Genomic DNA, 26963 nt, shown 5'->3' on the forward strand with positions numbered 1-26963 from the left:
AGGAGAACTCGCCCGTGTCCGCTCTGCTGATCCACAACGCCAGCGTCCTGACCATGGACGACGCCAATCCCAGGGCCGCCGCCGTGGCCGTGCGGGAGGGGAGGGTCCGACTCGTCGGGACCGCCGAGCAGGCCCGCGCCGCGGCGGGCCCCGGGGCGGTGGAGGTGGACGCGGGCGGCCGCACCGTCCTCCCCGGCTTCATCGACCCCCACAACCACCTGCTGTCCACGGCGGAGTCCCTGGCCGCCGTGGACGCGGGCTACCCGCGGGTGGGCAGCGCCGCCGACCTGGTCCGCGTGGTCGCGCAGGAGGCCGCCCGCACCCCGGCGGGCCAGTGGATCCGCGCCTTCCACATGGACGACGCCAAGTTCCCGGGCGGGCGGCCCACCCGCCGCCATCTGGACGAGGCCACCGACGAGCACCCGGTGATCGTCTACCACGTCTCCGGCCACCAGGCGGTGGTCAACTCCGCGGCGCTGGCCTGGAGCGGGATCACCGAGAACGTCACCGACCCGGCCGGGGGCTCGTTCGTCCGAGACGAGGCGGGCCGGCTGACGGGCATGGTGCTGGACTCGGCCATGGAACTGCTGCTGCCACTGGCCGTGGACATCGGCTGCCACGGCCCCAACTTCCACACCGCCCTGCCCGCCGACCAGCTCCTGGGCTGGCTCGCCGACGCGGCCGGGCCGTACCTGTCCGCCGGTGTGACCACGGTGTGCGACCCGCAGGTCTCCGCCCGCGAGCTGAGGGTGTACCGGGCGGCCCGCGCGGCGGGGACGCTGCCGCTGCGTACGTTCGGCATGCCCCTGTCGCACCAGCTCGACGCGCTCACCAGCGCGGGACTCGCCAGTCCCTTCGGCGACGACTGGCTGCGGCTGACCGGGATGAAGTTCTACTCCGACGGCACGCTGCTCGGCGGGACCGCGAAGTTCTCCGTTCCCTACGGTGAGCACGGCGAGTTCGCCGGCAGCCTCTACCACGACCCGGACCGGCTGGTGGACCTGGTCACCCGTGCGGCGGGGGAGGGGTGGCAGGTCGCGATCCACACCCAGGGAGACGCGGCCATGGAGCACACCCTGGCCGCGATCGCCTCGGCCGCGCGGGTCTCGGGGCCGGACGCGCGCCCGCGGGTGGAGCACTGCGGCTACCCCACCCCGGAGCAGGCCAAGCGCTTCACCGACCACGGGGTGATCCCGGTCAACCAGCCCAACTTCCTGCACGACAGCGGTGGCGACTTCCTGCGCCGGCTGGGCGAGCGCGCGCACCGGCTCCAGCCCATGCGCGAGGAGATCGACCTGGGGCTGCGGCCCGTCCTCTCCAGCGACTCCTTCGTCTCCAGCCTGCGCCCGATGGACACCGTCGCCAACGCGGTGTGCCGTACCACCCGGGAGGGGCTGGAGATCGGTGCCGACCAGGCGGTGACCCTGCACGAGGCGCTGCGCGCGCACACCCTCGACGCCGCCCACGCGCTGGGGGTGGAGGACCGCCTGGGGGCGCTGCGGCCGGGCCACCTGGCCGACCTGGTGGTCCTGGACGCCGATGTGGAGGCGATGGACTCCGACCGGCTGCGCACGGTGGGCGCGTGGCTGACCGTCCTGGACGGCGAGGTCGTGCACGAGGCCGGGTGAGGCGCTCGTCCCCGGACAGGGGACGTCCCCGCCCGCGTGCGGCGCGGACGGGGACGTCGGGGGATGGTGCGGGGTGGTGCGGGTCAGCTCGTGCGGATGTTCACGCCCCACGAGCTGATCATCGGAGCGACCTCCTGGTAGTAGGTCGTCCCGCCGGAGGAGCAGTTGCCCGAGCCGCCGGAGGTGACGCCCTGGGCCTGGGTGCCGGAGATGAACGAGCCGCCGGAGTCGCCGGGCTCGGCGCACACGCTGGTGCGGGTGAGCGAGTAGACGGTCCCCTGCGGGTAGCGGACGGTCTGGTTGCGGGCCTGGATGGTGCCGCAGTGCCAACCGGTCGTGGAGCCCGAGCGGCACACGGCCGAGCCGATCGGCGCCTGGGAGGTGCCGGTCACGGACTGGTAGCCGCCGGAGTTGTAGCGGTAGACGAGGTTGTAGAGGGTGAAGTTGGACGTGCCCCGGACGAAGGCGGCGTCGTTGCCCGGGAAGACCGAGCGCTCGAAGACGCCGGTGCCGTTGCCGATGGTGACCTGGGTTCCGACGGTGCCGCAGTGGCCGGCGGTGACGAACCCGGGCTGGCCGGAGCTGTTGGTGGCCGGGAAGCCGACCGAGCAGCGTCCGCCCATGTAGTAGGCCAGACCGCCGACGATGTTGGCGTAGGTCTCGGCCTGCTCGGTGACCTCCTCGACCTGGACGGCGGACTCGTCCACGCCCGCGGCCTCGACCAGGGCGTCGACGTCGGCGTCGGAGCCCTTCAGGACCTCGATGACGACGGTGTCGCTCTCCACGTCCGGGTACCAGCCCACGACACCCTCCTGGGTGTCGGTGGCGTTGAGGTCCTCGACGACCTCTTCGAGGCCGTCGAGGCCGTAGTCGACGACGGTGGCCTCGGCGCCGGCCGCCTCGACCGCGGAGACGGCGTCGGCGTCGGTCACCAGGACGGTGAGTTCCTGGGTGTCGATGTCGAACAGGGAGCCGCCGTAGGCGTCGCCCGCGGCCTCGGTGGCCTCGGCGTCGACGTCCAGTGCCGCATCCTGCGCCTCAAGGAGCTCTTCTGCCTGTGGGGTCGACAGATCGAGGTCGTCGGCCAGGGCCTCGAGCATGCTCGAGGCGTTGTCGTCGGGGGTGGGGGCCTGTGGTGCGGCGGCCGGTGCCGCCAGGGCTCCCGGTGCCATGGTGAGGGCGAGACCGAACGCCAGGGCGCCGGTTCCGATTGCGGAGATAACGGGGGAGGGTCGCATTGATCCCTACTCTCCAAGGGGGATTGGCGGGGGAACGGGGGCACCGCCCGGGTGAGGGCGCTGTCCCCTTATCGGAGGCGAGTTCCTTTCGCTCCCGATATTCACCGATACATCCGGTAAACGATTCACCACCTTAGGTCGACACTTTGGTGGGCGAAAGACCCGCATTGAGTAAAAGCATGCAGTTCGAGGTGGGGTGATCGGGTCAGAGGATTTCTGGTGATGACTACTCGTAGCCACCGAGTGGTTGACCTTGCGTTATCGCGTGCACGTAGTGACGGAGTGAGAGCACCGCGTGTGCGCAAGGGGGTCATGATGGCCGGATGCGGTCAGAGGTACCGGGTACCGATCGTGACCGCGTGGATACACCGCCGTCATACCTGAGGTCAGAGGGGTGCGGTCGAGCGCCGCGCGAGTCGTCCGGGGGTGCTGCGGTCCGGGGCCGGGCGCCTCGAGGTTGACAGCGGTGCTTGTACAGCGCGGTTGCCGGGCGTGCGCACAGCGCACATGGCCGGGTCGCCGATGGGCTTCGCCCCCGGGGCCGACCGCGTACGGCCCGCGACCCCCCCGGGACGTCCGCTCCGGGGCGGAGTGGGCGGGCCGGAGCGCGGAGGCCATGGCCGGGGGCGCCGAACACTCCGCCTGCCTGGGCCGCGACGGCCACTGAGCGCCGCGTCCGTCCCGGGAGGCGGCACCGGTGCGGTCCGAGTGCGCGCGCACGCGACACACGCGAGGTAACTTGCGGGTATCGGGCCCCGGGAAGTGGGTTGAGCCGCTCGTGGTTGGGCCAAGATAAGGGCGAAGGCCCCGAACGGGAGGTAGCGAGGATGGCGACGAAGGACACCGGCGGTCAGAAGCACGCCTCACGCCGCGACGAAGAGGTCGAGGAGACCGAGGCCGCGGCGGACGTCCAGGAACGCAAGGACCAGATGGACGAGGACGTCGACGACATTCTCGACGAGATCGACGACGTGCTCGAGAGCAACGCCGAGGACTTCGTGCGGCAGTTCGTCCAGAAGGGCGGACAGTAGCCGCCCGTGGTGGTTCGCTGACAGCGCACTCGGGCACCACCAGCCCCACCGTGCACAGGACTAGGGTCGGTTTCACGGCCGGGCGTACGGCTCGGCCGTCGCAGACAAGAACAACAGGCGCCCCACCCGCCCCCATGCCGGGGTGGGGCGCGAGTGGAGGGAGTCGCGTGTTCGCAGGGTTCGAGGGCGGACGGTTGCCCGCCGCGTTCATGAGTGCGGGAACCTCGTCATTCACGGAGTTTCTCACGTCGGTCCACCCCGAGATGCTGCCCGGGCACAGGCTCCCCGAGGGCGGTGCGGCCGGGCACCTCACCCCTGACGCGACGACCATCGTCGCCCTGACCTTCCCCGGGGGAGTGCTCCTGGCCGGCGACCGCCGGGCCACCCAGGGCAACGTCATCGCCAACCGCGACATGGAGAAGGTGTTCCGCACCGACGAGTTCTCGGCCGTGGCGATCGCCGGATCGGCCGGGTTCGGTATCGAGCTGGCCCGCCTGTACCAGGTCGAGCTGGAGCACTACGAGAAGATGGAGGGCCGTTCGCTCACCCTGGAGGGCAAGGCGAACAAGCTCTCGCAGATGGTCCGGGGCAACCTGGGCCTGGCGATGCAGGGATTCGTGATGATCCCCCTCTTCGTCGGGTTCGACGAGAACACCGCACAGGGGCGGGTGTTCAGCTACGACGCCGTCGGCGGGCGCTACGAGGAGCACCGCTACCACTCCATCGGCTCGGGCTCGGTCTACGCCCGGGGCTCCATCAAGAAGCTCTACAGCGACGACCTGGACGAGACCACCGCGATCAAGGTGGCGCTGGAGTCCCTCTACGACGCAGCCGACGACGACTCCGCCACGGGCGGGCCGGACCTGCACCGCAAGATCTTCCCGCTCATCGATGTCATCACCGAGGACGGACACCGGCGGATCCCCGCCGAGGACGTCGCCCGGCTGGCCACGGAGATGGTCGAGGCACGGGCCGCCGATCCCGACGGACCCACGGCCAGCCTGAGCTGACCACGGCCCCCGCCCCACACCAGACTTTCCCCGAGTAGCGAAGGAACGATCCGCGGTGTCGATGCCGTTCTACGTCGCCCCTGAACAGCAGATGAAGGACAAGGCGGACTACGCGCGCAAGGGCATCGCGCGCGGCCGCAGCGCCGTCGTCCTGCAGTACGAGGGCGGCATCCTCATGGTGGCGGACAACATGTCCCGCACCCTCCACAAGATCAGCGAACTGTACGACCGGATCGGCTTCGCCGCGGTCGGCCGCTACCCCGAGTTCGAGAACCTGCGCCTGATGGGCGTCCGCTTCGCGGACGTGCGCGGCTACCAGTACGACCGGCGCGACGTCAGCGGGCGCCAGCTCGCCAACATCTACGCCCAGACCCTGGGCACCGTCTTCAGCGAGAGCCTCAAGCCGTGGGAGGTGGAGATCGTCGTCGCCGAGGTCGGCGACACCGCCGCCGACGACGAGATCTACCGCATCACCTTCGACGGCTCCATCGTCGACGAGCAGGGCTTCGTGGCGGTCGGCGGCTCCTCCGACCACGTCGGAACGGTCCTGAAGGACCGCTTCGCCGCCGACGCGCCCCTGAGCGCGGCCCTCAACACGGCCACCCACGCGCTGGCCAGGGAGAACGGGGAGGAACGCGAACTGGAGGCCGCCAACCTGGAGGTCGCCGTGCTGGAACGCTCCAGGGAGCACCGCAAGTTCCGCCGCATCCACGGACGGCGTCTGACCTCGCTCATCGAGGAGGGGCAGGCGGCGGCCCGTCCCGCCTCCGGGGGCGGCGACACCACCGAGGACGAGGCCAACGAGTGACCTGCGAACAATGATCACGGTGCGGCGCGGGGACGCGCCGCGGCGCGGGTGTGGACGGCGAGGCCCCGCCGTCCGCACCCCGGTGACGGGAAGTTGGTGAGTCCGCGTGGAACGACGGATCTTCGGGCTGGAGAACGAGTACGGAGTCACGTGTACCTTCCGGGGACAGCGCAGACTGTCGCCCGACGAGGTGGCCCGCTACCTGTTCCGGCGGGTGGTCTCCTGGGGGCGCAGCAGCAACGTCTTCCTGCGCAACGGAGCCCGCCTGTACCTGGACGTGGGCAGCCACCCCGAGTACGCGACCCCCGAGTGCGACAGCCTGCTGGACCTGGTGGCCCACGACAAGGCGGGCGAGCGGATCCTCGAAGGGCTGCAGGTCGACGCCGAGCAGCGCCTGCACGAGGAGGGCATCGCCGGCGACATCTACCTGTTCAAGAACAACACCGACTCGGCGGGCAACTCCTACGGCTGCCACGAGAACTACCTCGTGGGCCGGCACGGCGAGTTCGGCCGCCTGGCCGACGTCCTCATCCCCTTCCTGGTCACCCGCCAGATCATCTGCGGAGCCGGCAAGGTGCTGCAGACCCCGCGCGGCGCCCTGTTCTGCGTCAGCCAGCGGGCCGAGCACATCTGGGAGGGCGTGTCCTCGGCGACCACGCGCTCGCGGCCCATCATCAACACCCGTGACGAGCCGCACGCCGACGCCGAGCGGTTCCGCCGCCTGCACGTCATCGTCGGCGACTCCAACATGAGCGAGACCACCACCCTCCTCAAGCTGGGCTCGACCGACCTGGTGCTGCGGATGATCGAGGCCGGTGTGGTCATGCGCGACTACACCCTGGAGAACCCCATCCGGGCCATCCGCGAGGTCAGCCACGACATGACCGGGCGGCGCAAGGTGCGCCTGGCCAACGGCCGCGAGGCCAGTGCCCTGGAGATCCAGCGCGAGTACCTGGAGAAGGTCCAGGGCTACGTCGACCGCCACGGCACCGACGCCGTCGGCAAGCGGGTCCTGGACCTGTGGCAGCGCACCCTGGAGGCGGTGGAGACCCAGAACCTGGACCTGGTCTCCCGGGAGATCGACTGGGTGGCCAAGTACAAGCTGCTGGAGCGCTACCGCGACAAGCACGACCTGTCCCTGTCCTCGCCCCGGGTGGCCCAGCTCGACCTGACCTACCACGACATCCACCGCGACCGCGGCCTGTTCTACCTGATGCAGAACCGCGGCCAGATGGAACGGGTGGTCAACGACCTGAAGATCTTCGAGGCCAAGTCGGTGCCCCCGCAGACGACCCGTGCCCGGCTGCGCGGCGAGTTCATCCGCCGGGCCCAGGAACAGCGCCGCGACTTCACCGTGGACTGGGTGCACCTCAAGCTCAACGACCAGGCACAGCGCACGGTGCTGTGCAAGGACCCCTTCAAGTCGGTGGACGAACGGGTGGAGAAGCTCATCGCCGGAATGTGAGCGGCCTGTGGACCGTGCGCCGGCCCCGCCGGACGGGGAGAAGCACAGGCGGGGACCGTCCGTCGAGGGGCGGCCCCCGTGCCCCCGGCGGACGGCCCCCGGGGCGACGGCGGACGGTGGAGAGCCCGGTGGGCGGGGCCTGTGGCGTCCGGGCACGGTCAGGAGTGGCCGAACTCCCTCTTTTCGGTAGTGTGACTCTGTCCTAAGCCGGAAATCAGAGGTTGTGACTCATGCACCGACGTGCTGCCGCCCTCGCGGTGCCACTGACCGCCATCGCCTTGGCGGTCTCAAGCTGTGGATCCATCCCCGACGAGTGGCGCACTCCCGCCTTCCTCCGCATGGGCGAGGACGAACTCGATCCCCGTCTGCCCGAGGTGCGCGGTGATGTCGGGGAGGAACCCGAGGTCGTCTTCCCGGACAACGAGCTGCCGGACGAGGAGCTCTCCGGCATCGTGAGCCAGGGGTCCGGCGAGGACGAGCTGGTGCGCAACGACGACCTGCTCGTCGCCAACGTCGCGCAGTACCAGTGGACCGCCCCGGGCGAGGGCGAGCTGGTGGAAGGGCAGTCCAGCTACGAGACGGGCGCGCCCGACCTCGTACGCATGGAGCAGATGCCCGAGTACATCACCGAAGGCCTGGTCAACCAGCCGGTCGGCAGCCGGGCGGTGTTCGTCTTCCCGCCGCTGACCGAGGAGGAGCGCACCCAGGCCGAGGCCGCCGGGCAGCCGGCTCCCGAGGGCGCCAGCGTCCTGGTCCTCGACGTCATGGACCGCTACAACAAGGGCGCGGTCGTTCCCGGCGAGCAGACCACGAACGGCGGCGGCGACCTCCCCGAGGTGGTCCAGGAGGGCCACAGCGAGCCGGAGATCACCATCCCCGAGACCGACCCGCCCGAGGACCTGGTGGTCGAACCCCTCATCGAGGGCGACGGCGCCGAGGTCGAGGAGGGCCAGCAGGTCATCGTCCAGTACACGGGCGTGCGGTGGGAAGCCGACGAGGACGGCGGGCACGAGCCCTTCGACTCGACCTGGAGCCGTGCCGGCGACCCGTTCGACACCACGATCGGCGCGGGCGCGGTCATCGAGGGCTGGGACGAGGGCATGGTCGGCCAGCGGGTCGGCAGCCGTCTGCTCCTGGTCGTCCCCGGTGACATGGCCTACGGCGAGACCGAGGAGGAGGCGATGGGCGGCCCCGTGGGCACCCTCGTCTTCGTGATCGACGTCCTGGGCGCGGTGGACAACCCGCCGCCCGCCGAGGAGCCCAGCGCCGAGCCCTCCGACGGAGCCGATGAGGAGGCCACGGAGGAGGAAGCCGCGGAGGAGGACTCCGGGGAGTAGCCGCCGCGGCGCCGCGCTCCGTGCGGCACACCGCGCCGCCGACGACACCGCGCCCGGCCGGGACGACCCGGCCGGGCGTTCGGTGTTCCCGGGCACCGGGCAGGACACGCCCGGGCCGCCGGTGGTCCGCGGCGTGCCCGAAGGGGTGCGTAGAGTCGGGACCAACGGTCCTGGAGCGAGGGGGAGTCCATGGCTGACCGGCGTCGCTACTGCTATGTGTCCGGGCTGAGCCTGGGCATCGCCGCTCTGGAGGAGCTGTGCGCCCAGGGGAGGCCGCCGAGCCTGGTGCTGTCCTACCCGGCCGAACTCGCGCACCGCTCCGGATACGCCGACTACGAGACGGTGACCCGCCGCCACGGACTGCCGCACGTGCGGGTCGCCGACATCAACTCCGACGAGGCCCGTGACGCCCTGGCGACCCACGGCATCGACCTGATGGTCGTGGCGGGCTGGTCGCAGATCGTCCACGAACAGGTGCTGTCCGCTCTGCCGCTGGGCGCGGTGGGCCTGCATCCCACGCCGCTGCCGGTCGGACGCGGACGCGCTCCCATCACCTGGACGATCCTGCGGGACTTCAGGTCCAGCGCGGTCACGCTCTTCCATCTGGAGCCCGAGCCCGAGACCGGCGACATCATCGACCAGACCTGGTTCGATCTGGCTCCGGACGTGACCGCGACCTGCCTGTACGGCACGGTGGCGCGGCTGCAGTCCGCCCTGCTGGTCCGCCACCTGGACGACATCCTGGCCGGCACCGCGCCGCGGCGGCGGCAGGCGGGACACGCCTCGGTGTGGCCGCGCCGCCGTCCCAGCGACGGCCACCTGGACTTCACCGCGGCCGGGCGGGACGTGGACCGCATGGTGCGCGCGCTGGCCGAGCCCTTTCCGGGTGCCTTCGGGATGTTCGGCGGCGCCCGGATCACGCTGTGCTCCGGGCGGCTCGACGAGTCCGTCCCCGGAGGGGCGCCGGGAGAGGTCGTCGCCGCGGGGCAGGGCCGTACCTGGGGTGTGACCTGTGGAGACGGGGCCGTCTTCGTCCCCGACGCCCTGCGTGTGGACGAGGGGGTGCGGGCCGAGCCCACCTCGCTGGCGATGTTCCGGCCGGGCACCTTCTTCGACGCGCCCTCGGCGCACATGCTCGACGCGACCCAGCGTGTGCCGGTCCCCGGCCAGGCGCGGAGTCCGGAGAGCCTGCTGCGCGCCTGAGCACTCAGCGGGGCGCCGACGCGGTCCCGCTCATCCCGCCCGCAGCAGCCGGGCGGCGTGCCGCCCGGCGGCCGCGGCGCTCAGGAACGCCGGCCGGTCCTCCTCCAGCCCCCGGCCCATCGTCGACACCTTCACCGGGAGGGCGCGCAGTTCGTCCTCCAGCCCCGCCACACCCACGTTGACCAGGGCGTGCCGCTGGCCCAGCGCGGCGGTCTGGGTGCGCACGAGTTCGCCGAAGGGGCCGGGCAGGGCGGGGACCACCACGTCGGCCCTGGCCAGGGCGACCCGGCCGAACGCTGTCAGGCTGTGGTGGGAGACCCCACGATGGCGCTCGCGCCGGTCGGCCTCGCTGATCCGCAGCGCGGCGACGGGGCGGCCGCCCAGGACGCCGACGGCGTTCACGGCCTCACCGCAGGCCACCCCGGAGAACCCCCAGGGCGTTCCCGTGCCGAGGTTGCCCGGCCCCTGGCAGAGCACGGCCAGGTCGGCGCGCAGGACATGGCGGGCGGCGAGCAGCCCGGAGTGCACCGTCACCGCCTCCAGATCGCCGCCGTAGGCCTGGCCGGTGGTCACGCATCCCGACACCAGCCCCTCGTGTCGCAGGGTCCCCACGAGCTGTGAGAAGGCCGCGGGCAGGGCGCCGCCGTCGAGCATCACGTACGCGATCCGGGCGCCGGGGTTCTCGGCGCGCACGCCCGCGACGACCGCGGGCAGCGACGAGTGCAGGTCGGCGACCACCACGGGCATCCCGTCCACGCCGGTCGCCGTGCGCAGCCGGTCGTGGTGGGGCGAGTCCTGTTCGTCGGTGCCCAGGACCGTGGTCTGCAGCGGTGTGTAGCGGGCCTTGACCAGGTGGCCGGGGCCCTCGCGGTCGGGCGGAAGGCGGTCCGGAACGGCCACGACCAGCGCGTATCCACCGGTGCCCAGCCCCAGGTCCAGGGCGCCGGTGTTGAGCAGTACCTCGTCGCCCACCTCCGGGCCGCCCACGACGTCGGGGTAGGCCAGCGCGCGGCACCGCCGCGGGGCGGGGTCGTCGTCCCCGCGCGGATGGACGTCCACCTCGCATACGCGTACCCCCGGCCAGGAGGGCAGGATCTGACGGACTTCTCCACGGCGCCACCGGATCATGCAGGGCACGGTACCTTCGATGCTGAGCCGGTGTCGGGACGACGCGCCCTCGCGTGCCCAGCCGGTCGTCCACCGAGTGTCGAGAAGGGTGCGGGCGATGTCGCGCAGGAAAACGGAACGCCAGCTGAACCTGGTCATCTGTCTGTTGTCCACGCGCCGCCATCTGACCGCCCAGGAGATCCGGCAGACGGTGCTGGGCTACGCCGAGGCGGAGTCGGAGTCGGCGTTCAAGCGGATGTTCGAGCGGGACAAGCGGGAGCTGCGCGACAGCGGCATCCCCATCCAGGTCGGCACCGGTGACGCGGTCAGCGGAGAGGAGGGCTACCGCATCTCCCGCAGCGACTACGAGCTGCCCGAGATCGAACTGCTGCCCGACGAGGCCCTGGTCCTGGGCCTGGCCGCGCGCGCCTGGCGGCACGCCTCGCTGGGTGAGGCGGCGGCCAACGCCCTGTTCAAACTGCGGTCGGCCGGCGTCCCGGTGGACACCGAGGCCGCCCCGGGACTGACCCCGGCCATGCGCACCGACGAGCCCTCCTTCAGGCCGGTGTGGCAGGCCGTGCGCGACCGCCGCCCCATCGCCTTCGACTACCGCAAGCCCGGCCAGGCCGGCTCGGAGCGGCGCGAGATCGAGCCGTGGGGCATCGTCAACCAGCACGGCCACTGGTACGTGGTGGGCCACGACCGCCATCGCGGGGCGCGCCGTGTCTTCCGGCTCGGGCGCGTACGCGGCGAGGTCGACGTGCTGCGCGGCGGACCCGACGTGCGGGTGCCCGAGGGCGTCGACCTGCGTTCGGTGGTGGCCACCCAGAAGGCCGAGCCCGAGCGCTCGGCCACCGTGCGGGTGCGCACCGACTCCGCGCACGAACTGCGCCGCCGCGCACTGCGCGTGGTGGCCGGTGAACGCGACGGCGCAGGGAGCGGATGGGACACCCTGAGCTACCCCTACGTCGACACCCCCGATCTGGTGCGGTCGGTGGCCTCCTTCGGCTCGCGCGCCGAACTGGTCGAGCCCGCCGACGCCCGCGCCGCGGTCGCCGCCCACCTGGCGGCCACCGCCGAGCACGAGGTCCCGCCGGGCGAGCCGGAGGACGCGGTCGCCCGGCACGAGGCCGCGGTGTCCGCCCGCGGCCCGCGCTCCTCCGACCAGCTGCGCCGCCTGCTCATGCTCGTGCCCTACGCCCTGGGCCGCGACCTGCGGGTCGAGGAGGTGGCCCGCCACTTCGGGCTCAGCGAGAAGCAGGTGGTGGCCGACCTCGGCCTGCTGTGGATGTGCGGCCTGCCCGGATACACCCCCGGCGACCTGATCGACGTCGACCTCGACGCGGCCAGGGAGACCGGGGAGATCATCCTCGGCAACGCGGACACCCTGGCCCAGCCCCTGCGGCTGACCGCGGACGAGGCGGCGAGCCTGGTCGTGGGGGTGTCCCTGCTGGAGGCCCTTCCCGCGACGGAGGGGCTGGAGGGCGGTGCCCTCAAGAGGGTGGGCGAGAAGCTGCGGGCCGCGGCCGGGGCCGCCGCGGGCGCCCTGGTGGACGCCGTGCAGGTGCGGACGGACATGGACGAGCAGGTCGCCCGGACCCAGCGCCGCTGCGCCGACGCCCTGGAATCGGGCCAGCGGCTGCACCTGCGCTACCTGTCGGGCTATCTGGACCAGGTCACCGAGCGCGAGGTGGACCCCATGGGACTGGTGGTGCAGGACGGCAACCAGTTCCTGGAGGGGTTCTGCCGTCTGCGCCAGGACGTGCGCCTGTTCCGCCTGGACCGGGTGCTGGAGCTCACCGTCCTGCCCTACGCCGCCGAGGTCCCCGAGGGGGTGGGCCGCCGCGACCTGTCCGCGGGCGTCCTGCAGCGCTCGGACCGCGACGCCCTGGTCACCCTGGACCTGGAGCCCTCCGCCCGCTGGGTGACCGAGGACTACGTGTGCGAGTCCGTGCTCGAACGCGAGGGCGGCGGTGTCCGCGCGACCCTGCGCACGCCCGCGCCGGCCTGGGTGGCGCGGCTGGCGCTGCGCCTGGGGCCGCAGTGCCGGGTGGCGGCTCCGGCGGCGCTGGCGGAGGAGGTGCGGGCGGAGGCCCTGCGGGCCCTGGAGCACTACCGACCGGCCCAAACGCCGGTTTCCCTGGTCGAGACCACTTCGTCGCCGGAGTGAGGCGCACATGTTCATGGAGGCGTGGGGTGTAGGTCATCCCGAACGGGATATGGTGAACTCGTGAGCGCCCTCGTTGTCCTGTTCGTGGTGGTTCTGACCGGAGCCGCCATCGGTGTCCTCGCGCTGCGCGTGCGCGGCGCCGCACGCGCGCTGGCCGTGCAGGTGAACCGGGCGTCGGGCGAATACCAGGCGAGCAGCGCCGCCCTGCGCGAGCGCGTCCGCCGGAGCGGCGCGGGGGCGTGATGGCCCCGCGGCGCATGCGCGTACCATCGAAGGCGCCTGGTCGCGCCCCAGAGAGAGGTTGAACCATGGGACCCTTTAACGGACCTACCATCGCCATCCTGGTGATCCTGGCCCTGCTGCTCTTCGGAGCCAAGAAGCTTCCGGACCTGGCCCGCTCCCTCGGGCGCAGCGCGCGCATCCTCAAGGCCGAGAGCAAGGGCCTGGTCGAGGAGGACAACGAGAACGCGGAGGACGAGTCCTCGCAGCAGGCCGGACGGCAGCAGCAGGGCCCCCAGGCCTCCGCGCCCTCCGAGGCTCCCCAGCAGCAGGGCTACCCCCAGCTGCCCGCCGGTCAGCGCATCGTCCACGAGTCCGGTGAGCCCACCCGGCACACCTACGGCAACTGAACGGCTTCGCCCCCGGGGCGCGGACCGTGTCCGGCGACCAGGGGCGGTAGGAGCCGACAGGCGACGGGCGCGGCGCCGCGGGGCGCCGCGCCGGACGGTGGTCAGTGGGTGGCCGCGCCCGCGCGGCCCGGAGGAGACAGGAAAGTGACGGCACGATGACGGCACGACGCCGGGACAACCCAGAGGCCCGGATGCCGCTCATGGAGCACCTGCGCGAGCTGCGCGGACGCCTCACCAAGGCGATGATCGCTCTCATCCTCGGCGCTGTGGTCGGGTACTTCGTCTACGACATCGTCTGGGAGATCCTCAAGGCGCCCTACTGTTCGCTGCCCGAGTCCGAGGCGGTCGATCCCGAGGGCTGCTCGCTCATCGTCACCGGCCCCTTCGACGCGTTCTTCGTCGCGTTCAAGGTGTGGGCGTTCGTCGGAGCCCTCGTCTCCGCCCCGTTCTGGCTCTACCAGCTGTGGGCGTTCGTCGCCCCGGCCCTGCACAGCCGCGAGAAGAAGTACGCCTACATCTTCGCCCCGCTGGCGGCGCTGCTGTTCATCGGCGGCGCGTGCCTGGCCTACTACGTCACCGCGCTCGCCCTGACCATGCTGTTCGGCTTCCTGCCCGAGGACGCGCTGACGTTCCTCACCATCGGCGAGTACCTGGACTACATGGTCGTCATGATGGGCATGTTCGGACTCGGGTTCGTCCTGCCCCTGCTGGTGGCCCTGCTCAACCTCACCGGGATCCTGCCGCACGCGGCCCTCGCCAAGTGGCGGCGCGTCATCATCTTCGCCTCGTTCGCGGTGGCGGCGATCATCACCCCGGCCGAGCCGATCTCGATGCTGGCCCTGGCGGTGCCGCTCGTGGTGCTGTTCGAGATCGCCGAGCTGTTCGCCTTCCTCAACGACCGGCGCAAGCGCCGCGACGACCCCTACGCGGACCTCGACGACGACGAGATCTCCGAACTCGACGACCAGCTCTCCCCGCTGGACGACACCGAGTCCGAGCCGGAGACCGGAAAGCGGACCTGAGGCCCCGGTACGAGCCGCTAGGGTCGGGCGGTGTGGGCGACCGTACGGCCCACGGGCCCGGGGAACGGCCTCCGGGCCGGTCCGGTGACTGGGAAGAGGAAGCACGATGAGTGAGCGGTCCGAGGCCGAGCGGGAGCTCCCTCCTGAGGCGATGGGCAACGAGAAGTGGCACGACACCACGCACGCGGTGTGGATGCGTTCCTCGCTGTCCAGGGACGACTCCGAGGCGGTCGTCGAGGTCGCCCGGTTCGACGATGATTTCCGCGCCGTCCGCGACGGCAAGGCCCCGGAGAAGGGCACGCTGTTCTTCACCCCGGCGGAGTGGGAGGCCTTCGTCCTGGGCGCCCGGGACGGCGAGTTCGACATTCCCGAGGAGTACCTCACCGAGGAGGAGCGCCGCATCCAGAACCGCGAGGTCGAGGTCGACGTCGCCTGGGTGCCCTCCCCGCTGAACACGCCGGAGGCGATGGAGGAGTACCATCGCCGCCAGCGCGAGGAAGCCGAGCAGGAGCAGGGCCAGGACGCCCTGTCCTGACGCACCCCCGGGGCGCGGGGGAGTGCGGGCGGCCTCCGCGAGTCCGTACGTCCCCGCTCCCGTCGGTTAGCAAGGTCTCCATCTCATGACCCCCCACATCGCCCTCCTGGTCAACCCCGCCTCCGGTCGGCGCCGCGCAGCGGTCACCGCGGTGCGGCTGAAGGAAGCGCTGCGCGAGGCCGGTGCCCGCGTGTTCGTCTACAGCGGCGACTCGGCGGCGGACAGCAGGCGGCTGGCGCGCCTGGCGGTCGCGGACCACCCCGACGCCCTGGTCGCGGTGGGCGGTGACGGGCTCGTGCACCAGGCCCTGCAGGCGGTCGTGGGCAGCGGGGTCCCCCTGGCGGTGATCCCCGCGGGCACCGGCAACGACATCGCCCGGGTGTTCTCCTCGCGCCGCCTGTCGCCGCGTCGTGCCGCCGAGGCGATCCTGGCCGGGCGCGGCCGATCGGTCGACTGCGTGCGCCTGAAGCTGGCCGACGGCACCCGGCGCCACTACCTCAGTGTGCTGGCGTGCGGCTTCGACGCCCGGGTCAACGAGCGCGTCAACGGCTTCCGGTTCGGGATCGGCCGCGTGGGCTACCTCGTCGGACTCCTGGCGGAGCTGCGGGCCTTCACCCCCATCGACTTCGAGATCACGGTGGACGGGCGCCGGATCGCCGAGCCGGGCATGCTGGTCGCGGTCGGCAACACCAGCGCCTACGGCGGAGGCATGCACGTGTGCCCGGACGCCGTCCCCGACGACGGGATGATCGACGTCGTCTTCGCCCGTCAGGCCCCGCTGGGCCGGTTCCTGCGGCTGTTCCCGCGCGTGTTCAACGGCACCCACACCGACCTGGACGAGGTCGTGGTGGAGCGGGGCCGCACGGTCACCATCGACGGCGCGGCGGGCGCGGCCTACGCCGACGGCGAGCGCGTGGGTCCCCCGCCGCTGGAGTGCGAAGTGGTGCCCAAGTCGGTCGAGCTGCTGGAGCTGGCCTAGGCACCCCCGCCCTCGGCCGCGCCGGTTCCGGTCAGCGCACGGCATGTCCGGACAAGGCGGTTCACGTCGTCGGACACGGCGCCCCGCATAGGATCACAGGACGAGATCTGAGACTGTGGAAGGCCTATGAGTAGTCACGCTGAGCGGTACGCCGCCTTCCGTCGGCGCAAGAGCGCCTCCAGCGCCGCGATCGAGGCCTTCCAGGGCCTCTACGGGTTCGAGTTCGACCCCTTCCAGATCCGGGCGTGCAAGGCCCTGGAGAAGGGGCACGGGGTCCTGGTGGCCGCCCCCACCGGGTCCGGCAAGACGGTGGTCGGCGAGTTCGCCGTGCACCTGGCTCTGGGCGAGGGCACCAAGTGCTTCTACACCACGCCCATCAAGGCGCTGTCCAACCAGAAGTACAACGACCTGGTCCGCCGGTACGGCGCCGACCAGGTCGGCCTGCTGACCGGTGACAACAGCGTCAACGGCGAGGCGCCCGTGGTCGTGATGACCACCGAGGTGCTGCGCAACATGCTCTACGAGGGCTCCTCGACCCTGGGCGGACTCGCCTACGTCGTCATGGACGAGGTCCACTACCTCGCCGACCGGTTCCGCGGCGCGGTGTGGGAGGAGGTGATCATCCACCTGCCCGAGTCGGTGCGCATGGTCGCCCTGTCGGCGACCGTCAGCAACGCCGAGGAGTTCGGCGAGTGGCTGCAGCAGGTGCGCGGCGACACCACGGTCATCGTCGACGAGAAGCGGCCCGTGCCGCTGTGGCAGCACGTGATGGTCGGCCACCGCATGCACGACCTGTTCGTGAACGTGGAGGAGGAGGCCGAGGAGACCCGTGAGGCGGAGCCGGAGGGCCGCAAGGGCAAGGGCAAGCGCAAGCGTGAACGCCGCCGCCAGGGCGGGGGCCGGCCCCGTGAGATCGAGGTCGGCGGGCGCACGCTGCACATCAACCCGAGCCTGACCCGGTTCGCCGAGGAGGACGCGCGGGTCACCCAGCTCGCCAACCGGCGCCGCCATCCGCAGACGCGGGCGCGGGGCGGCACGCCGCGGCCCCGTTCGCGGTTCGCGCCGCCCCAGCGGCCCACCGTGATCGAGGAGCTCGACGACCAGGGCCTGCTCCCCGCCATCACCTTCATCTTCAGCCGGGCCGGCTGCGACGACGCGGTGCGCCAGTGCCTGGCCTCGGGCCTGGTCCTGACCACACCGGAGGAGGCCGCCGAGATCCGCGAGTACGCGGAGTCCCAGTGCGCCGACATTCCCGCCGCCGACCTGACCGTGCTGGGGTTCGACGCGTGGCTGCGCGCCCTGGAGGCCGGGATCTCGGCGCACCACGCCGGTATGCTGCCCGCGTTCAAGGAGGTCGTGGAGCAGCTGTTCTCGCGTGGGCTCATCCGCGCGGTGTTCGCCACCGAGACCCTGGCCCTGGGCATCAACATGCCCGCCCGCACCGTGGTCATCGAGAAGCTCGACAAGTGGAACGGCGAGACCCACGCCCAGCTCACCCCGGGGGAGTACACCCAGCTCACGGGTCGGGCCGGGCGCCGCGGCATCGACGTGGAGGGCCACGCCGTGGTGGTGTGGCAGGCCGGTACCGACCCCGAGTCCGTGGCCAGCCTGGCCGGGACGCGCACCTACCCGCTCAACTCCAGCTTCCAGCCCTCCTACAACATGGCGGTGAACCTGGTGGGACAGGTCGGCCGCCGGCGCAGCCGGAACATGCTGGAGGCGTCCTTCGCCCAGTTCCAGGCCGACCGCGCCGTGGTGGGCCTGGTCAAGCAGCTGCGCAAGCACGAGGAGGCGCTGGAGGGCTACGCGAAGGCCGCCGAGTGCCACCTGGGCGACTTCATGGAGTACGCCGGGCTGCGCCGCGCCCTGAGCGACCGCGAGGCCGTGCTGTCGCGGACGCGGTCGATCCAGCGCCGGGACGAGGCCCTGGAGGCCCTGGAGCAGCTGCGCACCGGTGACATCATCCGCATCCCCTCGGGCCGATTCTCCGGACACGCGGTCGTACTGGACCCGGGTCTGCGCCACGACCCGCCCGCGCCCCTGGTGCTGACGGTGGACAAGCAGGTCAAGCGGATCAACTCCACCGACTTCACCGTGCCGGTGAAGGCCTCGGGGCGCATGCGCGTGCCGAAGTCGTTCTCGGCGCGCTCCCCGCGCTCGCGCCAGGACCTGGCCTCGACGCTGCGCAACAAGCTCAAGGAACAGGGCACCGACCCCTCCTACGAGCGCCGGTCGCGGGCACAGGGCGAGGACGCCGAGGTGCAGCGGCTGCGCGCGAAGCTGCGGGAACACCCCTGCCACGGCTGCGCCGAGCGCGAGGACCACGCCCGCTGGGCGGAGCGCTACTTCCGGCTGGCGAAGGAGACCGATGCCCTGCGCCGCCGAGTGGAGGGGCGTTCGCACGTCATCTCGCGCACCTTCGACCGCGTGTGCGGGGTGCTGGAGGACCTGGAGTACCTGTCGGGGGACGAGGTCTCGGAGGAGGGCGGCCGGCTGGCCAAGGTCTACTCCGAACTGGACCTGCTGGTCGCCGAGTGCCTGCGCCGGGGCGTGTGGAAGGACCTGACACCGCCCGAGCTGGCCGCCTGCGTGGCCTCCCTGGTCTACGAGGCGCGCCGCAACGACGACGCCTATCCGCGGCTGCCCGGCGGGCGGATCGAGGAGACTCTGGCGGAGATGGTGCGGCTGTGGGGCGAGCTGCACGAGGTGGAGTCGCGCCACCGGGTGTCGTTCCTGCGCCAGCCCGACCTGGGGTTCGTGTGGACGGCGCACCGCTGGGCGCGAGGCGACCGCCTCGACGCGATCCTGCGCCAGGCCGACATGCCCGCGGGCGACTTCGTGCGCACGGCCAAGATGCTGGTGGACATGCTCAGCCAGATCGCCGGGGCCTCCGGCGACTCCGAGGTGCGCACCACCGCCCGGCGGGCGAGCGACCTCGTCCGGAGGGGCGTGGTGGCCTACACCTCGCTCACCTAGGAACCGTTCGACGCCGCGGTACGCGTGCCCGGGGCGTTCCCGCCCCGGGCACGGCGACACGGGGACCGGCCGCGGTTCGGGCGCGGCTCCCCGGTCTCCCGCGGGCCGGGGTCAGCGTGCGGGCGGGGGGATCTCGCCGGAGCCGCGGACGATCAGCGAGGTCGGGACCCGCTCCTCCCTGGGGGCTCCGTCGTCTCCGGCGATGCGCTCGAAGAGGCGCTGGACGGCCAGTGTGCCGATGCGCATCACGTCCTGGGCGACCACGGTCACCCGGGGCGACAGGAGGTCGGCCATGGGGAAGTCGTCGAAGCCGACCACGGCGACGTCCTGGTGCAGTCCCCGCTCCTGGAGGGTCTGGATGGCCCCGATGGTCACGAGGTTCTGGGCGGTGAACAGCGCCGTGGGCGGGTCCGCGGAGTCGAGCATGGCGGCCACCGCGCGCGCGGCGGTCTCGGGGTCGGGCAGGTCCAGGACCACCCGCCCGGGGCGCTCGGGCAGGCCGCGCTCGGCCAGAGCGTTGCGGAAGCCCGTGAGGCGCTCGCCGACCGTGGTGATGGAGGCCTCGTCGCCCAGGAAGGCGATCTCGGTGTGCCCGTGGTCGGCCAGGTGCAGGACCGCCTCGCGGGCCCCTTCGGTGTTGGTGGCCAGCACGGCGTCCGCGGCCAGCCCCCGCGGGGGCCGGTCCACGAACACCACCGGCGTGCCGGTGCGGATCTCGCGGTGCAGGTAGCCGTGGTCCGGGGCTGCCGGGACGATGATGATCCCGTCGACCCGGTGCAGGGTGGCCGCGCGCACCAGTTCCAGCTCGCGCTGGGGCTCCTCGTCCAGGCTGCCCGCGAAGACCAGGGTGTCGTGCTCGCGGGCCACGTTCTCCACGGCCCGGCTCAGGGTGGCGGAGAAGGGGTTGGCCACGTCCTCCAGCAGCAGGGCGATCTGCCGGGTGGCGCCGTCGGTGCGGCGCAGGCTGGAGGCGGCGAGGTTGGGCTGGAAGTCGAGCTGGGTGATGGCGCGGGTGACGCGGTCGCGCAGGTCGTCGGAGACGGTGGAGACACCGTTGATGACGCGTGAGACCGTCTTGATGCTCACTCCGGACAACGCCGCGACGTCGCGCATGGTCGCCCGGCGGACCGGCTCTCCGTTGGCGGTCCGCTGGTCCCTGTCACTCTGGTTCACCGACACCTGCATCTACTCTCCGGACACCGTGGCAGCGCACCCGGCGTGTGGGTCCGGGGCGGCACCAGCGCGGTGCGGCCCCGGAGCTCATCGCCGCTCGGGTGCGCGGGGGGACGGACTCATTCTGCCGCACCGCTGGGACCGGGGCCCAGCGGACGGACGGTGACGTCCTCGACCGATCCGTCGCCACCATCGGTGAAGACGGAGATCCCGTGGGCGTCGGGGCCGGGGAAGACGAGGTCGGTCAGGGTGGCCCGGCCGCCGGCGGCGAACACCTCCACCGAGGAGGTGTCCACGACCACGCGCAGGCGCAGCCTCCCGTCGTCCAGGGGCAGCGGGACGGCGCTGCGGCTCGGGAAGGCGTCGTGGAAGCCGGTGTCGCCGGAGGCGGAGCGGTCGAGGAACAGTTCCCGTGCGGCGGTGTCGTAGCCGATCACGGTGGCCTGGTCGGCGCCTTCGTGCACGCGCAGGCCGATCTCGTCGGCCCGGCCGGGCCGCAGGGTCAGTTCGACCTGGTAGGCCCGTCCGGGTTCGGCCGGCGGCAGGTCGAGTCCGCGCGCGTGCACCGGGGCCCGGCCGCGTTCGTAGACGGGGTCGCCGTAGATCGACTCCAGCTGGTCGACGGGGTTCTGGACCAGGCGGGGCCGGCCGTCGACGGTCTCCAGCTCCAGCCGCCGGGGCAGGGCCATGGCACCGCGCCAGGGCGAGGTGGGCGTGTACTCGGCGTACTGCCAGTTGTTCATCCACGCCATGGTGACGCGGGCGCCGTCGGGGGTGTCGTTGTAGGAGACCGCGGCGTAGTAGTCGCGGCCCCAGTCGAGCCAGTCGTAGTCGGCCGGTCCGGGTACGGGGCCGTCGGAGAACATCACGTGGTCGAGCAGGACGTGCCCCCATCCGCCGGTGGCGTCGTCCTCCACGCGCAGCCGGGCGGTCCGGCCGATGAGGTCGGCGACGTCCCAGGAGACCCAGTCCAGGCTCTCGCTGTCCCTGCCCGTGGCGGTGCGCACGACCTCGCCGTCCACGACCAGGTCGACCGAGGCGTGGCCGCCCTCGCCGGTCCTGGGGTGGTGGCCGCCGCCCACGAGCAGGTTCACGAAGTCGCGGTCGATGGTGAACTCGGGCGAGGCGGCGTGCCCGCGCGGGGCGTCGCCGCCGACGAAGCTGTTGAGCAGGTGCTCGCCCTCGTAGCCGACCACGGGGTGCTGGCCGGCCAGGGTTCCGGCGGCGGGTGCGGTGCCGAAGGGTCCGTCGCCGCCGTGGCCGTCCAGGTCGTTGACGATCTCCCAGCCGCCGTAGCCGTTCTCGAAGTCGGCGAAGACCTCGCCGTCGGGCGGCCCGGAGTCGACCAGGTGTCCGGGGGTGAACTCGGTGCCGTCGAAGTCGCCGACGAAGTACTGGGCGCCCGAGCCGCCGGCGACGGAGCCGGGGTTGAGGTTGACGATGAGGACCCAGCGGGTGTTGTCGGGGTCGCCGTCGACGGGCAGCTCGAACAGGTCGGGGACCTCCCAGACGCCGCCGTCGGCGTGGGCGGGCCCGAAGTCGCTGAGGAACTCCCACTCGACGAGGTCGTCCGAGCGGTGGAAGAGCACCTTGTGTTCGGTGGCCACGACGGTGGACATCACCCAGTAGCCGCCCTCCTCGTACCAGAACACCTTGGGGTCGCGGAACTCGCCCGAGCCGATGTCCAGGACGGGGTTGCCCTCGTAGCGTTCCCAGGTGTAGCCGCCGTCGAGGCTGTAGGCGAGGGACTGGGCCTGGACGCCGGGCCGCTCGGAGGCGCTGGTGTAGGCGCTCGTGTACAGCGCCACCAGGGGCGGTTCGTCCGCGGTGCCCAGGCCGCTGGTGTTGTGCTCGTCGAAGACGATGCCGCCGGAGAAGACGTGCTCGTCGTCGGTGTAGGGCAGCGCCAGCGGCTGCTCCTCCCAGGTCAGCAGGTCGGTGCTGGTGGCGTGCCCCCAGGACATGTTGCCCCAGCGGTCGCCTTCGGGGTTGTACTGGAAGTACAGGTGGTAGACGCCGTCGTGGTGGATGAGTCCGTTGGGGTCGTTCATCCAGTTCTGTGCCGGGGTGAAGTGGATCTGGGGCCGGTGGGCGTGGTCGGCCCCGTCGGCGGTGTCGGCCGCGCCGGTGAGGGTCAGCGCGGCGCCGGTGACCAGGGCGATCGTGGCGGCCCGTGCGGTGCGCCGGGACGGGCGCAGCGGCCCGTGTCGGAGGTCGGGGGGCGGTCGTCGGTGCATGGGAGGGATCTCCGATCTCGACCCCCGCGTCAGTGCGCCGGCCCACCGCGGACCGCGCCCCGCCGGGGCCTGGGGGAGTCGGCGCCGACGCGTCCGCGGGTCGCTGTCGAGGGGTGTCGGTGAGCGGCCGGGGGGTGGTGATGTGCATCACCATGCCGTTGGTGAGTCAACGTTGTCAACAGGTCTCCGTCGACTGCTTCGGCTCGCTGAACTCAGTGGATTGCAGGGGTTGACATACGCACGATGTCTCGATGAAACTTTCGGGACATCGTTGTCTTGGTGACTGGCGTCACGAGGCACCACCCCCTTCGTCCCGCGGGCAGCGGGGCGCCGACGAAGGAGTCCCCCAATGAAGCACGCATCGTGGACCCGCAGGGCACTGGCCGCCGCTGCGGGAACCGGGCTCGCGCTCTCGCTCGCGGCCTGTTCCGACGCCGGGGCCGACGACGGCGAGGTCCTGGTCGGACTCATCACCAAGACCGAGACCAACCCGTTCTTCGTCAAGATGAAGGAAGGCGCGGAGGAGGCCGCCGACGAGCACGGCGTGACGCTGCAGTCCTTCTCCGGCGACTACGACGGCGACAACGAGTCCCAGGTCCAGGCGGTGGAGAACCTCATCGCCGCGGGCGCCGACGGCATCCTCATCACCCCCAACGACTCAGAGGCGATCGTGCCCGCGCTCGACCAGGCCCGCGCCGCGGGGATCATGGTGATCGCGCTGGACACCCCGACCGAGCCCGCCGACGCCGTCGACGCCACCTTCGCCACCGACAACTTCCTGGCCGGTGAGTACATCGGCCAGTGGGCCGCCGCCCGCTTCGAGGCCGAGGGCGTGGACCCGCGCGTGGCCATGCTCGACCTCAACCCCAACCAGATCGCCGTCGACGTGGCCCGCGACCAGGGCTTCCTCCAGGGCCTGGGCGTGGACATCGCCGACCCCGGCCAGATCGGAGACGAGGACGACGACCGCATCGTCGGCCACGACGTGACCGAGGGCGCCGAGGAGGGCGGGCGCACCGCGATGGAGAACCTCCTGCAGCGCGACCCCGACATCAACCTCGTCTACACGATCAACGAGCCGGCCGCGGCCGGAGCCTACGAGGCGCTCAACGCCGCGGGCGTCGCCGAGGACGTCGTCATCGTGTCGGTGGACGGCGGCTGCCCGGGTGTGGAGAACGTCGGGAGCGGACTCCTGGGCGCCACCTCCATGCAGTTCCCCCTGGACATGGCCGCGCAGGGCGTGGACGCCGTCGTCGAGTACGCCGCCTCGGGCGAGACCCCCGACCCCACCGAGGGCCTGGACTTCGTCAACACCGGGGTCGAACTGATCACCGACGAACCGATGGACGGCGTGGAGAGCCAGGACAGCGCCTGGGGCCTGGAGAACTGCTGGGGATGACCGGCCGCACGCACGCGACGACCCGGACGACACGAAGGAAACGCTGAACCACCGTGACCACATCGAACACCTCGCGGGTGCCGACCTCCGATCCGCAACCGCCACCGACCGTCCTGGCCGAGGACGTCAGGCCGCCCACCCTGGTGGACCGGGCACAGCGGCTCCTGCACGCCCAGGCCACCCTGGGACCGGCGGGCGTCCTGCTGCTCACCATCGTGGCGTTCTCGGTGATCGCGCCGAACTTCCTGGCTCCGACCAACATCGCGCTGATCCTGCAGCAGACCGCGGTGATCGGCACGCTCGCCCTCGGCCAGACCCTCATCATCCTGACCATGGGCATCGACCTGTCGGTGGGCTCGATCATGGTGCTGTGCTCCATCGTCATGGGGCGGTTGTCAGCCGACTTCGGGGTGCCGGGTCCGCTCGCGCTACTGGTGGGACTGGCCTGCGGCATGGCGTGCGGGCTCTTCAACGGCGTGCTGGTGACCCGGGTCAAGCTGCCGCCGTTCATCGTCACCCTGGGCTCGCTCAACATCTTCTTCGCGCTGAACCTGTGGTTCTCGCGCAGCGAGACCGTGCGCGGCACGGACATGTCCCAGGTGCTGCTGTGGACCGGGCAGGTCGTCACCGTCGGCGGCATGCGCCTGACCTATGGATCGCTGCTCATGCTGGTGATCTGCGCACTGCTCGCCTACGCGCTGCACCGCACCCGGTGGGGGCGCCACGTGTACGCCACCGGTGACGACCGGGAGGCCGCGCGCCTGGCCGGCGTCCGGGTCAACCGGATCCTGCTGAGCGTGTACGCGGTGGCGGGCCTGGTCTACGCGGTCGGGGCGTGGATCCTCATCGGCCGCATCGCCTCGGCCAGCCCGCAGGCGGGCGTCATGGACAACCTCGACAGCATCACCGCCGTCGTGCTCGGCGGCACCAGCCTCTTCGGCGGCCGCGGCCTGATCATCGGCACCGTCATGGGCGCGCTCATCGTGGGCGTGTGCCGCAACGGGCTGTCCCTGGCCGGGGTGGACGTGCTGTGGCAGAACTTCGCCGTGGGCGTCCTGGTGATCCTCGCGGTGTCCCTCGACCAGTGGATCAGGAAGGCCCGACGATGAACCAGACCACCACCGGCACCGCCGGAACCACCGCCCCGAGCGGGGTCGTCGAGCCGGTCCTGGCGGCGCGCGGCCTGGTCAAGCGCTACGGCAGCGTGACCGCCCTGGACGGAGCCGACCTGGAGCTCTACCCGGGCGAGATCCTCGCCGTCATCGGCGACAACGGCGCGGGCAAGTCCAGCCTCATCAAGGCCCTGTCCGGGGCGATCGTCCCCGACGCGGGGGAGATCCTCGTGGACGGTCGCCCGGTGCGGCTGCCCACCCCGATCGCCGCGCGCGACGCGGGCATCGAGACGGTGCACCAGAGCCTGGCGGTCTCGCCGTCGCTGGACATCGCGACCAACCTGTTCCTGGGCCGGGAAGTGCGCCGGCCGGGCGTGCTCGGCTCGGTGCTGCGCATGCTGGACCGGCCCCGGATGCGCGCGGAGGCGGCCCGCCACCTCGACGAACTCGGGATCAGGACCATCCAGAACCCCAACCAGGCGGTGGAGACCCTCTCGGGCGGGCAACGGCAGGCGGTCGCGGTGGCGCGGGCCGCGGCCTTCGGCAACAAGGTCGTCATCATGGACGAACCGACGGCCGCGCTGGGCGTGCGGGAGTCGCGCGCCGTGCTCGACCTCATCCTGCGTGTACGCGACAGCGGGCTGCCGGTCATCCTCATCAGCCACAACATGCCGCACGTGTTCGAGATCGCCGACCGGGTGCACGTCCAGCGCCTGGGACGGCGGGTCGCCACGCTCGACCCGTCGGGATGCGCCATGTCCGACGCGGTCGCCGTGATGACCGGGGCCCTGGACCCGGCCGAGCTGCCCGAGGGCGCCCTGGCCTCCGGAGCCGCGTCGTGATCGTGGTGTGCGGCGAGGCGCTGGTGGACCTGGTGCCCGGGTCCGAAGCGGGCCGGTGGCGGGCGGTGCCGGGGGGAGGACCGGCCAACGCGGCCGTCGCCCTGGCCCGCCTGGGTTCGGACTCGGCGCTGCTCTGCCGGCTCTCGGGCGACGCCTTCGGTCGCCAGATCCGCGCCCACCTGACCGAGCGCGGCGTCGACCTGGGGCTGGCGGTGGCGGCGACCGAGCCGACCACGCTGGCGGTCCTGGCGCTGGACGCCGACGGCGGGGCGGACTACGCCTTCTACCTCCAGGGCACGGCCGACTGGCAGTGGCGTCCCGAGGAGCTGCCGGAGCTGGGCGCGGACACCGAGGCCGTCCACGTGGGCTCGCTCGCCGCCCTGCTCGAACCCGGCGCGGGGCGGCTGCGCGCGTGGGCTCGCGCCCACCGGGACCGCACCACGGTGTTCTTCGACGCCAACGCCCGCCCGGCGGTGGGGGTGGCGCGAACCGAGGCGGCCCGCCAGGCCGCGGAGTGGATGGACCTCGCGCACGTGGTCAAGGTCAGCGAGGAGGACGTCGCCTGGCTGGAGCCGGGCCGCGACCCCCTGCTGGTCGCCGAGCGGTGGGTCGTGCGCCACGAACTGGACCTGCTCCTGCTCACCAAGGGGGGTGAGGGCGCGGTGGCGCTGTCGGCCCACTGGGGCGACCGGGTGGAGGTGCCGGGCGTGCGCGTCGACGTCCGCGACACCGTCGGGGCGGGGGACACCTTCGGGGCGGCCGTCCTGGCCCGCCTGACCGAGCGGGGTGCGCTGGTGCGGGGAGCGGCCGCGGTGGACCCGTCCGCGGTCCGCGACGCCCTGGCCTTCGCCGCGGCCGCCGCGGCCCTGGCCTGCACGACCGAGGGCGCCGACCCGCCGCTTCGCGCGCAGGTGGAGTCCTTCCTGGGCGCCCTCGCCGTCTGACCGGTCTGGGCTGGTCCCCACCATAGGAGACCAGCCCGGGTCCGCATGAGGAGAGGCGAAGGCGGTGTGGATCATGTGGAAGGGAAGGCACCGGCGCGGCCGGTGGCGGGTCGCCTTC

General features: G+C 72.1%; 22 protein-coding genes. 18 read left to right on the forward strand and 4 right to left on the reverse strand.

Annotation, left to right across the window (positions count from 1 at the left end; all coding sequences use genetic code 11):
• Window positions 1–14: 14 nt before the first annotated feature.
• Complete coding sequence (locus M1P99_RS22225; protein WP_304454511.1) at window positions 15–1628, forward strand: amidohydrolase; 1614 nt, start codon at window positions 15–17, stop codon at window positions 1626–1628.
• An 83-nt stretch (window positions 1629–1711) separates the two neighbouring features.
• On the opposite strand, the gene M1P99_RS22230 is transcribed toward M1P99_RS22225, so the two are convergent.
• Window positions 1712–2866 carry a S1 family peptidase gene (locus M1P99_RS22230; protein WP_304454512.1) on the reverse strand — a complete coding sequence of 385 codons (1155 nt, stop codon included), beginning with the start codon at window positions 2864–2866 and terminating at the stop codon, window positions 1712–1714.
• Window positions 2867–3693: 827 nt separating this feature from the next.
• Between M1P99_RS22230 and M1P99_RS22235 the strand changes: the two genes are divergently transcribed.
• The 6 genes from M1P99_RS22235 to M1P99_RS22260 all read left to right on the forward strand — a co-directional run bounded on the left by M1P99_RS22235 (window position 3694) and on the right by M1P99_RS22260 (window position 9720).
• Window positions 3694–3897 carry a ubiquitin-like protein Pup gene (locus M1P99_RS22235; RefSeq protein ID WP_121185633.1) on the forward strand — a complete coding sequence of 68 codons (204 nt, stop codon included), beginning with the start codon at window positions 3694–3696 and terminating at the stop codon, window positions 3895–3897.
• 134 nt (window positions 3898–4031) lie between these two features.
• Window positions 4032–4907 (forward strand): proteasome subunit beta, encoded by an 876-nt coding sequence (gene prcB / locus M1P99_RS22240; protein ID WP_304454513.1) that lies wholly within the window; start codon window positions 4032–4034, stop codon window positions 4905–4907.
• A 55-nt stretch (window positions 4908–4962) separates the two neighbouring features.
• Window positions 4963–5715, forward strand: coding sequence for a proteasome subunit alpha (gene prcA, locus M1P99_RS22245; protein WP_304454514.1), 753 nt, complete (start codon window positions 4963–4965; stop codon window positions 5713–5715).
• A 106-nt stretch (window positions 5716–5821) separates the two neighbouring features.
• Entirely contained in the window at window positions 5822–7180 is a 1359-nt protein-coding gene (gene pafA, locus M1P99_RS22250) for a Pup--protein ligase (RefSeq protein ID WP_121185627.1), read from the forward strand.
• Between the two features lie 230 nt (window positions 7181–7410).
• Entirely contained in the window at window positions 7411–8517 is a 1107-nt protein-coding gene (locus tag M1P99_RS22255; RefSeq protein WP_304454515.1) for an FKBP-type peptidyl-prolyl cis-trans isomerase, read from the forward strand.
• A 189-nt stretch (window positions 8518–8706) separates the two neighbouring features.
• Window positions 8707–9720 (forward strand): methionyl-tRNA formyltransferase, encoded by a 1014-nt coding sequence (locus M1P99_RS22260; protein ID WP_304454516.1) that lies wholly within the window; start codon window positions 8707–8709, stop codon window positions 9718–9720.
• A gap of 30 nt (window positions 9721–9750) precedes the next feature.
• Here the strand turns inward: M1P99_RS22260 and M1P99_RS22265 are convergent, their stop codons facing one another.
• The gene (locus M1P99_RS22265) at window positions 9751–10848 is read right to left on the reverse strand and encodes a DUF3866 family protein (protein WP_304454517.1); all 1098 of its coding nucleotides are present in this window, start codon (window positions 10846–10848) and stop codon (window positions 9751–9753) included.
• 97 nt (window positions 10849–10945) lie between these two features.
• Between M1P99_RS22265 and M1P99_RS22270 the strand changes: the two genes are divergently transcribed.
• The 7 genes from M1P99_RS22270 (at window position 10946) to M1P99_RS22300 (ending at window position 19138) form a co-directional block, all read left to right on the forward strand.
• Window positions 10946–12997, forward strand: a complete 2052-nt coding sequence (locus tag M1P99_RS22270; protein ID WP_304454518.1) for a YafY family protein — start codon at window positions 10946–10948, stop codon at window positions 12995–12997.
• Between the two features lie 60 nt (window positions 12998–13057).
• A complete protein-coding gene (locus M1P99_RS22275; RefSeq protein ID WP_304454519.1) occupies window positions 13058–13240 on the forward strand; it encodes a hypothetical protein in 183 nt (60 codons plus the stop codon).
• Between the two features lie 65 nt (window positions 13241–13305).
• Window positions 13306–13626: a Sec-independent protein translocase subunit TatA gene (gene tatA / locus M1P99_RS22280; protein ID WP_304454520.1), complete on the forward strand. Its 321-nt coding sequence runs from the start codon at window positions 13306–13308 to the stop codon at window positions 13624–13626.
• Window positions 13627–13817: 191 nt separating this feature from the next.
• The gene (gene tatC, locus M1P99_RS22285; protein ID WP_304455801.1) at window positions 13818–14648 is read left to right on the forward strand and encodes a twin-arginine translocase subunit TatC; all 831 of its coding nucleotides are present in this window, start codon (window positions 13818–13820) and stop codon (window positions 14646–14648) included.
• 106 nt (window positions 14649–14754) lie between these two features.
• Entirely contained in the window at window positions 14755–15183 is a 429-nt protein-coding gene (locus M1P99_RS22290) for a DUF397 domain-containing protein (protein ID WP_304454521.1), read from the forward strand.
• Between the two features lie 85 nt (window positions 15184–15268).
• Window positions 15269–16162 carry a diacylglycerol kinase family protein gene (locus tag M1P99_RS22295; protein ID WP_304454522.1) on the forward strand — a complete coding sequence of 298 codons (894 nt, stop codon included), beginning with the start codon at window positions 15269–15271 and terminating at the stop codon, window positions 16160–16162.
• Between the two features lie 126 nt (window positions 16163–16288).
• On the forward strand, window positions 16289–19138 hold the full coding sequence (locus M1P99_RS22300; protein WP_304454523.1) for an RNA helicase: 2850 nt from the start codon (window positions 16289–16291) through the stop codon (window positions 19136–19138).
• Between the two features lie 111 nt (window positions 19139–19249).
• Here the strand turns inward: M1P99_RS22300 and M1P99_RS22305 are convergent, their stop codons facing one another.
• Together M1P99_RS22305 and M1P99_RS22310 are read right to left on the reverse strand one after the other, a co-directional pair.
• A complete protein-coding gene (locus tag M1P99_RS22305) occupies window positions 19250–20323 on the reverse strand; it encodes a LacI family DNA-binding transcriptional regulator (RefSeq protein WP_304454524.1) in 1074 nt (357 codons plus the stop codon).
• Window positions 20324–20430: 107 nt separating this feature from the next.
• Window positions 20431–22548 (reverse strand): glycoside hydrolase family 32 protein, encoded by a 2118-nt coding sequence (locus M1P99_RS22310; RefSeq protein WP_304454525.1) that lies wholly within the window; start codon window positions 22546–22548, stop codon window positions 20431–20433.
• Window positions 22549–22897: 349 nt separating this feature from the next.
• Here M1P99_RS22310 and M1P99_RS22315 point away from each other — a divergent pair, with 349 nt between their 5' ends.
• From M1P99_RS22315 to M1P99_RS22330, 4 genes are read left to right on the forward strand one after another with little or no spacing between them, the layout of a single operon-like run.
• Window positions 22898–23947 (forward strand): sugar ABC transporter substrate-binding protein, encoded by a 1050-nt coding sequence (locus M1P99_RS22315; protein ID WP_304454526.1) that lies wholly within the window; start codon window positions 22898–22900, stop codon window positions 23945–23947.
• A gap of 53 nt (window positions 23948–24000) precedes the next feature.
• Window positions 24001–25056, forward strand: a complete 1056-nt coding sequence (locus M1P99_RS22320) for an ABC transporter permease (protein WP_304454527.1) — start codon at window positions 24001–24003, stop codon at window positions 25054–25056.
• Window positions 25053–25901 carry an ATP-binding cassette domain-containing protein gene (locus M1P99_RS22325; RefSeq protein WP_304454528.1) on the forward strand — a complete coding sequence of 283 codons (849 nt, stop codon included), beginning with the start codon at window positions 25053–25055 and terminating at the stop codon, window positions 25899–25901. The genes M1P99_RS22320 and M1P99_RS22325 overlap by 4 nt, the downstream gene beginning before the upstream one ends.
• Window positions 25898–26845 carry a carbohydrate kinase gene (locus tag M1P99_RS22330; RefSeq protein WP_304454529.1) on the forward strand — a complete coding sequence of 316 codons (948 nt, stop codon included), beginning with the start codon at window positions 25898–25900 and terminating at the stop codon, window positions 26843–26845. Before M1P99_RS22325 ends, M1P99_RS22330 begins: the two co-directional genes overlap by 4 nt.
• Window positions 26846–26963 lie beyond the last annotated feature (118 nt).

The sequence above is a fragment of the Nocardiopsis sp. YSL2 genome (genome assembly GCF_030555055.1).
In the GTDB taxonomy this organism is placed as follows: Bacteria; Actinomycetota; Actinomycetes; order Streptosporangiales; family Streptosporangiaceae; genus Nocardiopsis.

What these genes read in the sequence shown, in the direction of transcription:
- tatA (WP_304454520.1), top strand. Translation starts at nt 13,306, where the DNA reads ATGGGACCCTTTAACGGACCTACCATCGCCATCCTGGTGATCCTGGCC.
- M1P99_RS22230 (WP_304454512.1), bottom strand. Translation starts at nt 2,866, where the DNA reads ATGCGACCCTCCCCCGTTATCTCCGCAATCGGAACCGGCGCCCTGGCG.
- M1P99_RS22290 (WP_304454521.1), top strand. Translation starts at nt 14,755, where the DNA reads ATGAGTGAGCGGTCCGAGGCCGAGCGGGAGCTCCCTCCTGAGGCGATG.
- tatC (WP_304455801.1), top strand. Translation starts at nt 13,818, where the DNA reads ATGCCGCTCATGGAGCACCTGCGCGAGCTGCGCGGACGCCTCACCAAG.
- prcB (WP_304454513.1), top strand. Translation starts at nt 4,032, where the DNA reads ATGCCGGGGTGGGGCGCGAGTGGAGGGAGTCGCGTGTTCGCAGGGTTC.
- M1P99_RS22310 (WP_304454525.1), bottom strand. Translation starts at nt 22,548, where the DNA reads ATGCACCGACGACCGCCCCCCGACCTCCGACACGGGCCGCTGCGCCCG.
- M1P99_RS22255 (WP_304454515.1), top strand. Translation starts at nt 7,411, where the DNA reads ATGCACCGACGTGCTGCCGCCCTCGCGGTGCCACTGACCGCCATCGCC.
- M1P99_RS22295 (WP_304454522.1), top strand. Translation starts at nt 15,269, where the DNA reads ATGACCCCCCACATCGCCCTCCTGGTCAACCCCGCCTCCGGTCGGCGC.
- M1P99_RS22260 (WP_304454516.1), top strand. Translation starts at nt 8,707, where the DNA reads ATGGCTGACCGGCGTCGCTACTGCTATGTGTCCGGGCTGAGCCTGGGC.
- M1P99_RS22270 (WP_304454518.1), top strand. Translation starts at nt 10,946, where the DNA reads ATGTCGCGCAGGAAAACGGAACGCCAGCTGAACCTGGTCATCTGTCTG.
- M1P99_RS22315 (WP_304454526.1), top strand. Translation starts at nt 22,898, where the DNA reads ATGAAGCACGCATCGTGGACCCGCAGGGCACTGGCCGCCGCTGCGGGA.
- M1P99_RS22305 (WP_304454524.1), bottom strand. Translation starts at nt 20,323, where the DNA reads ATGCAGGTGTCGGTGAACCAGAGTGACAGGGACCAGCGGACCGCCAAC.
- M1P99_RS22300 (WP_304454523.1), top strand. Translation starts at nt 16,289, where the DNA reads ATGAGTAGTCACGCTGAGCGGTACGCCGCCTTCCGTCGGCGCAAGAGC.
- M1P99_RS22325 (WP_304454528.1), top strand. Translation starts at nt 25,053, where the DNA reads ATGAACCAGACCACCACCGGCACCGCCGGAACCACCGCCCCGAGCGGG.
- M1P99_RS22265 (WP_304454517.1), bottom strand. Translation starts at nt 10,848, where the DNA reads ATGATCCGGTGGCGCCGTGGAGAAGTCCGTCAGATCCTGCCCTCCTGG.
- M1P99_RS22235 (WP_121185633.1), top strand. Translation starts at nt 3,694, where the DNA reads ATGGCGACGAAGGACACCGGCGGTCAGAAGCACGCCTCACGCCGCGAC.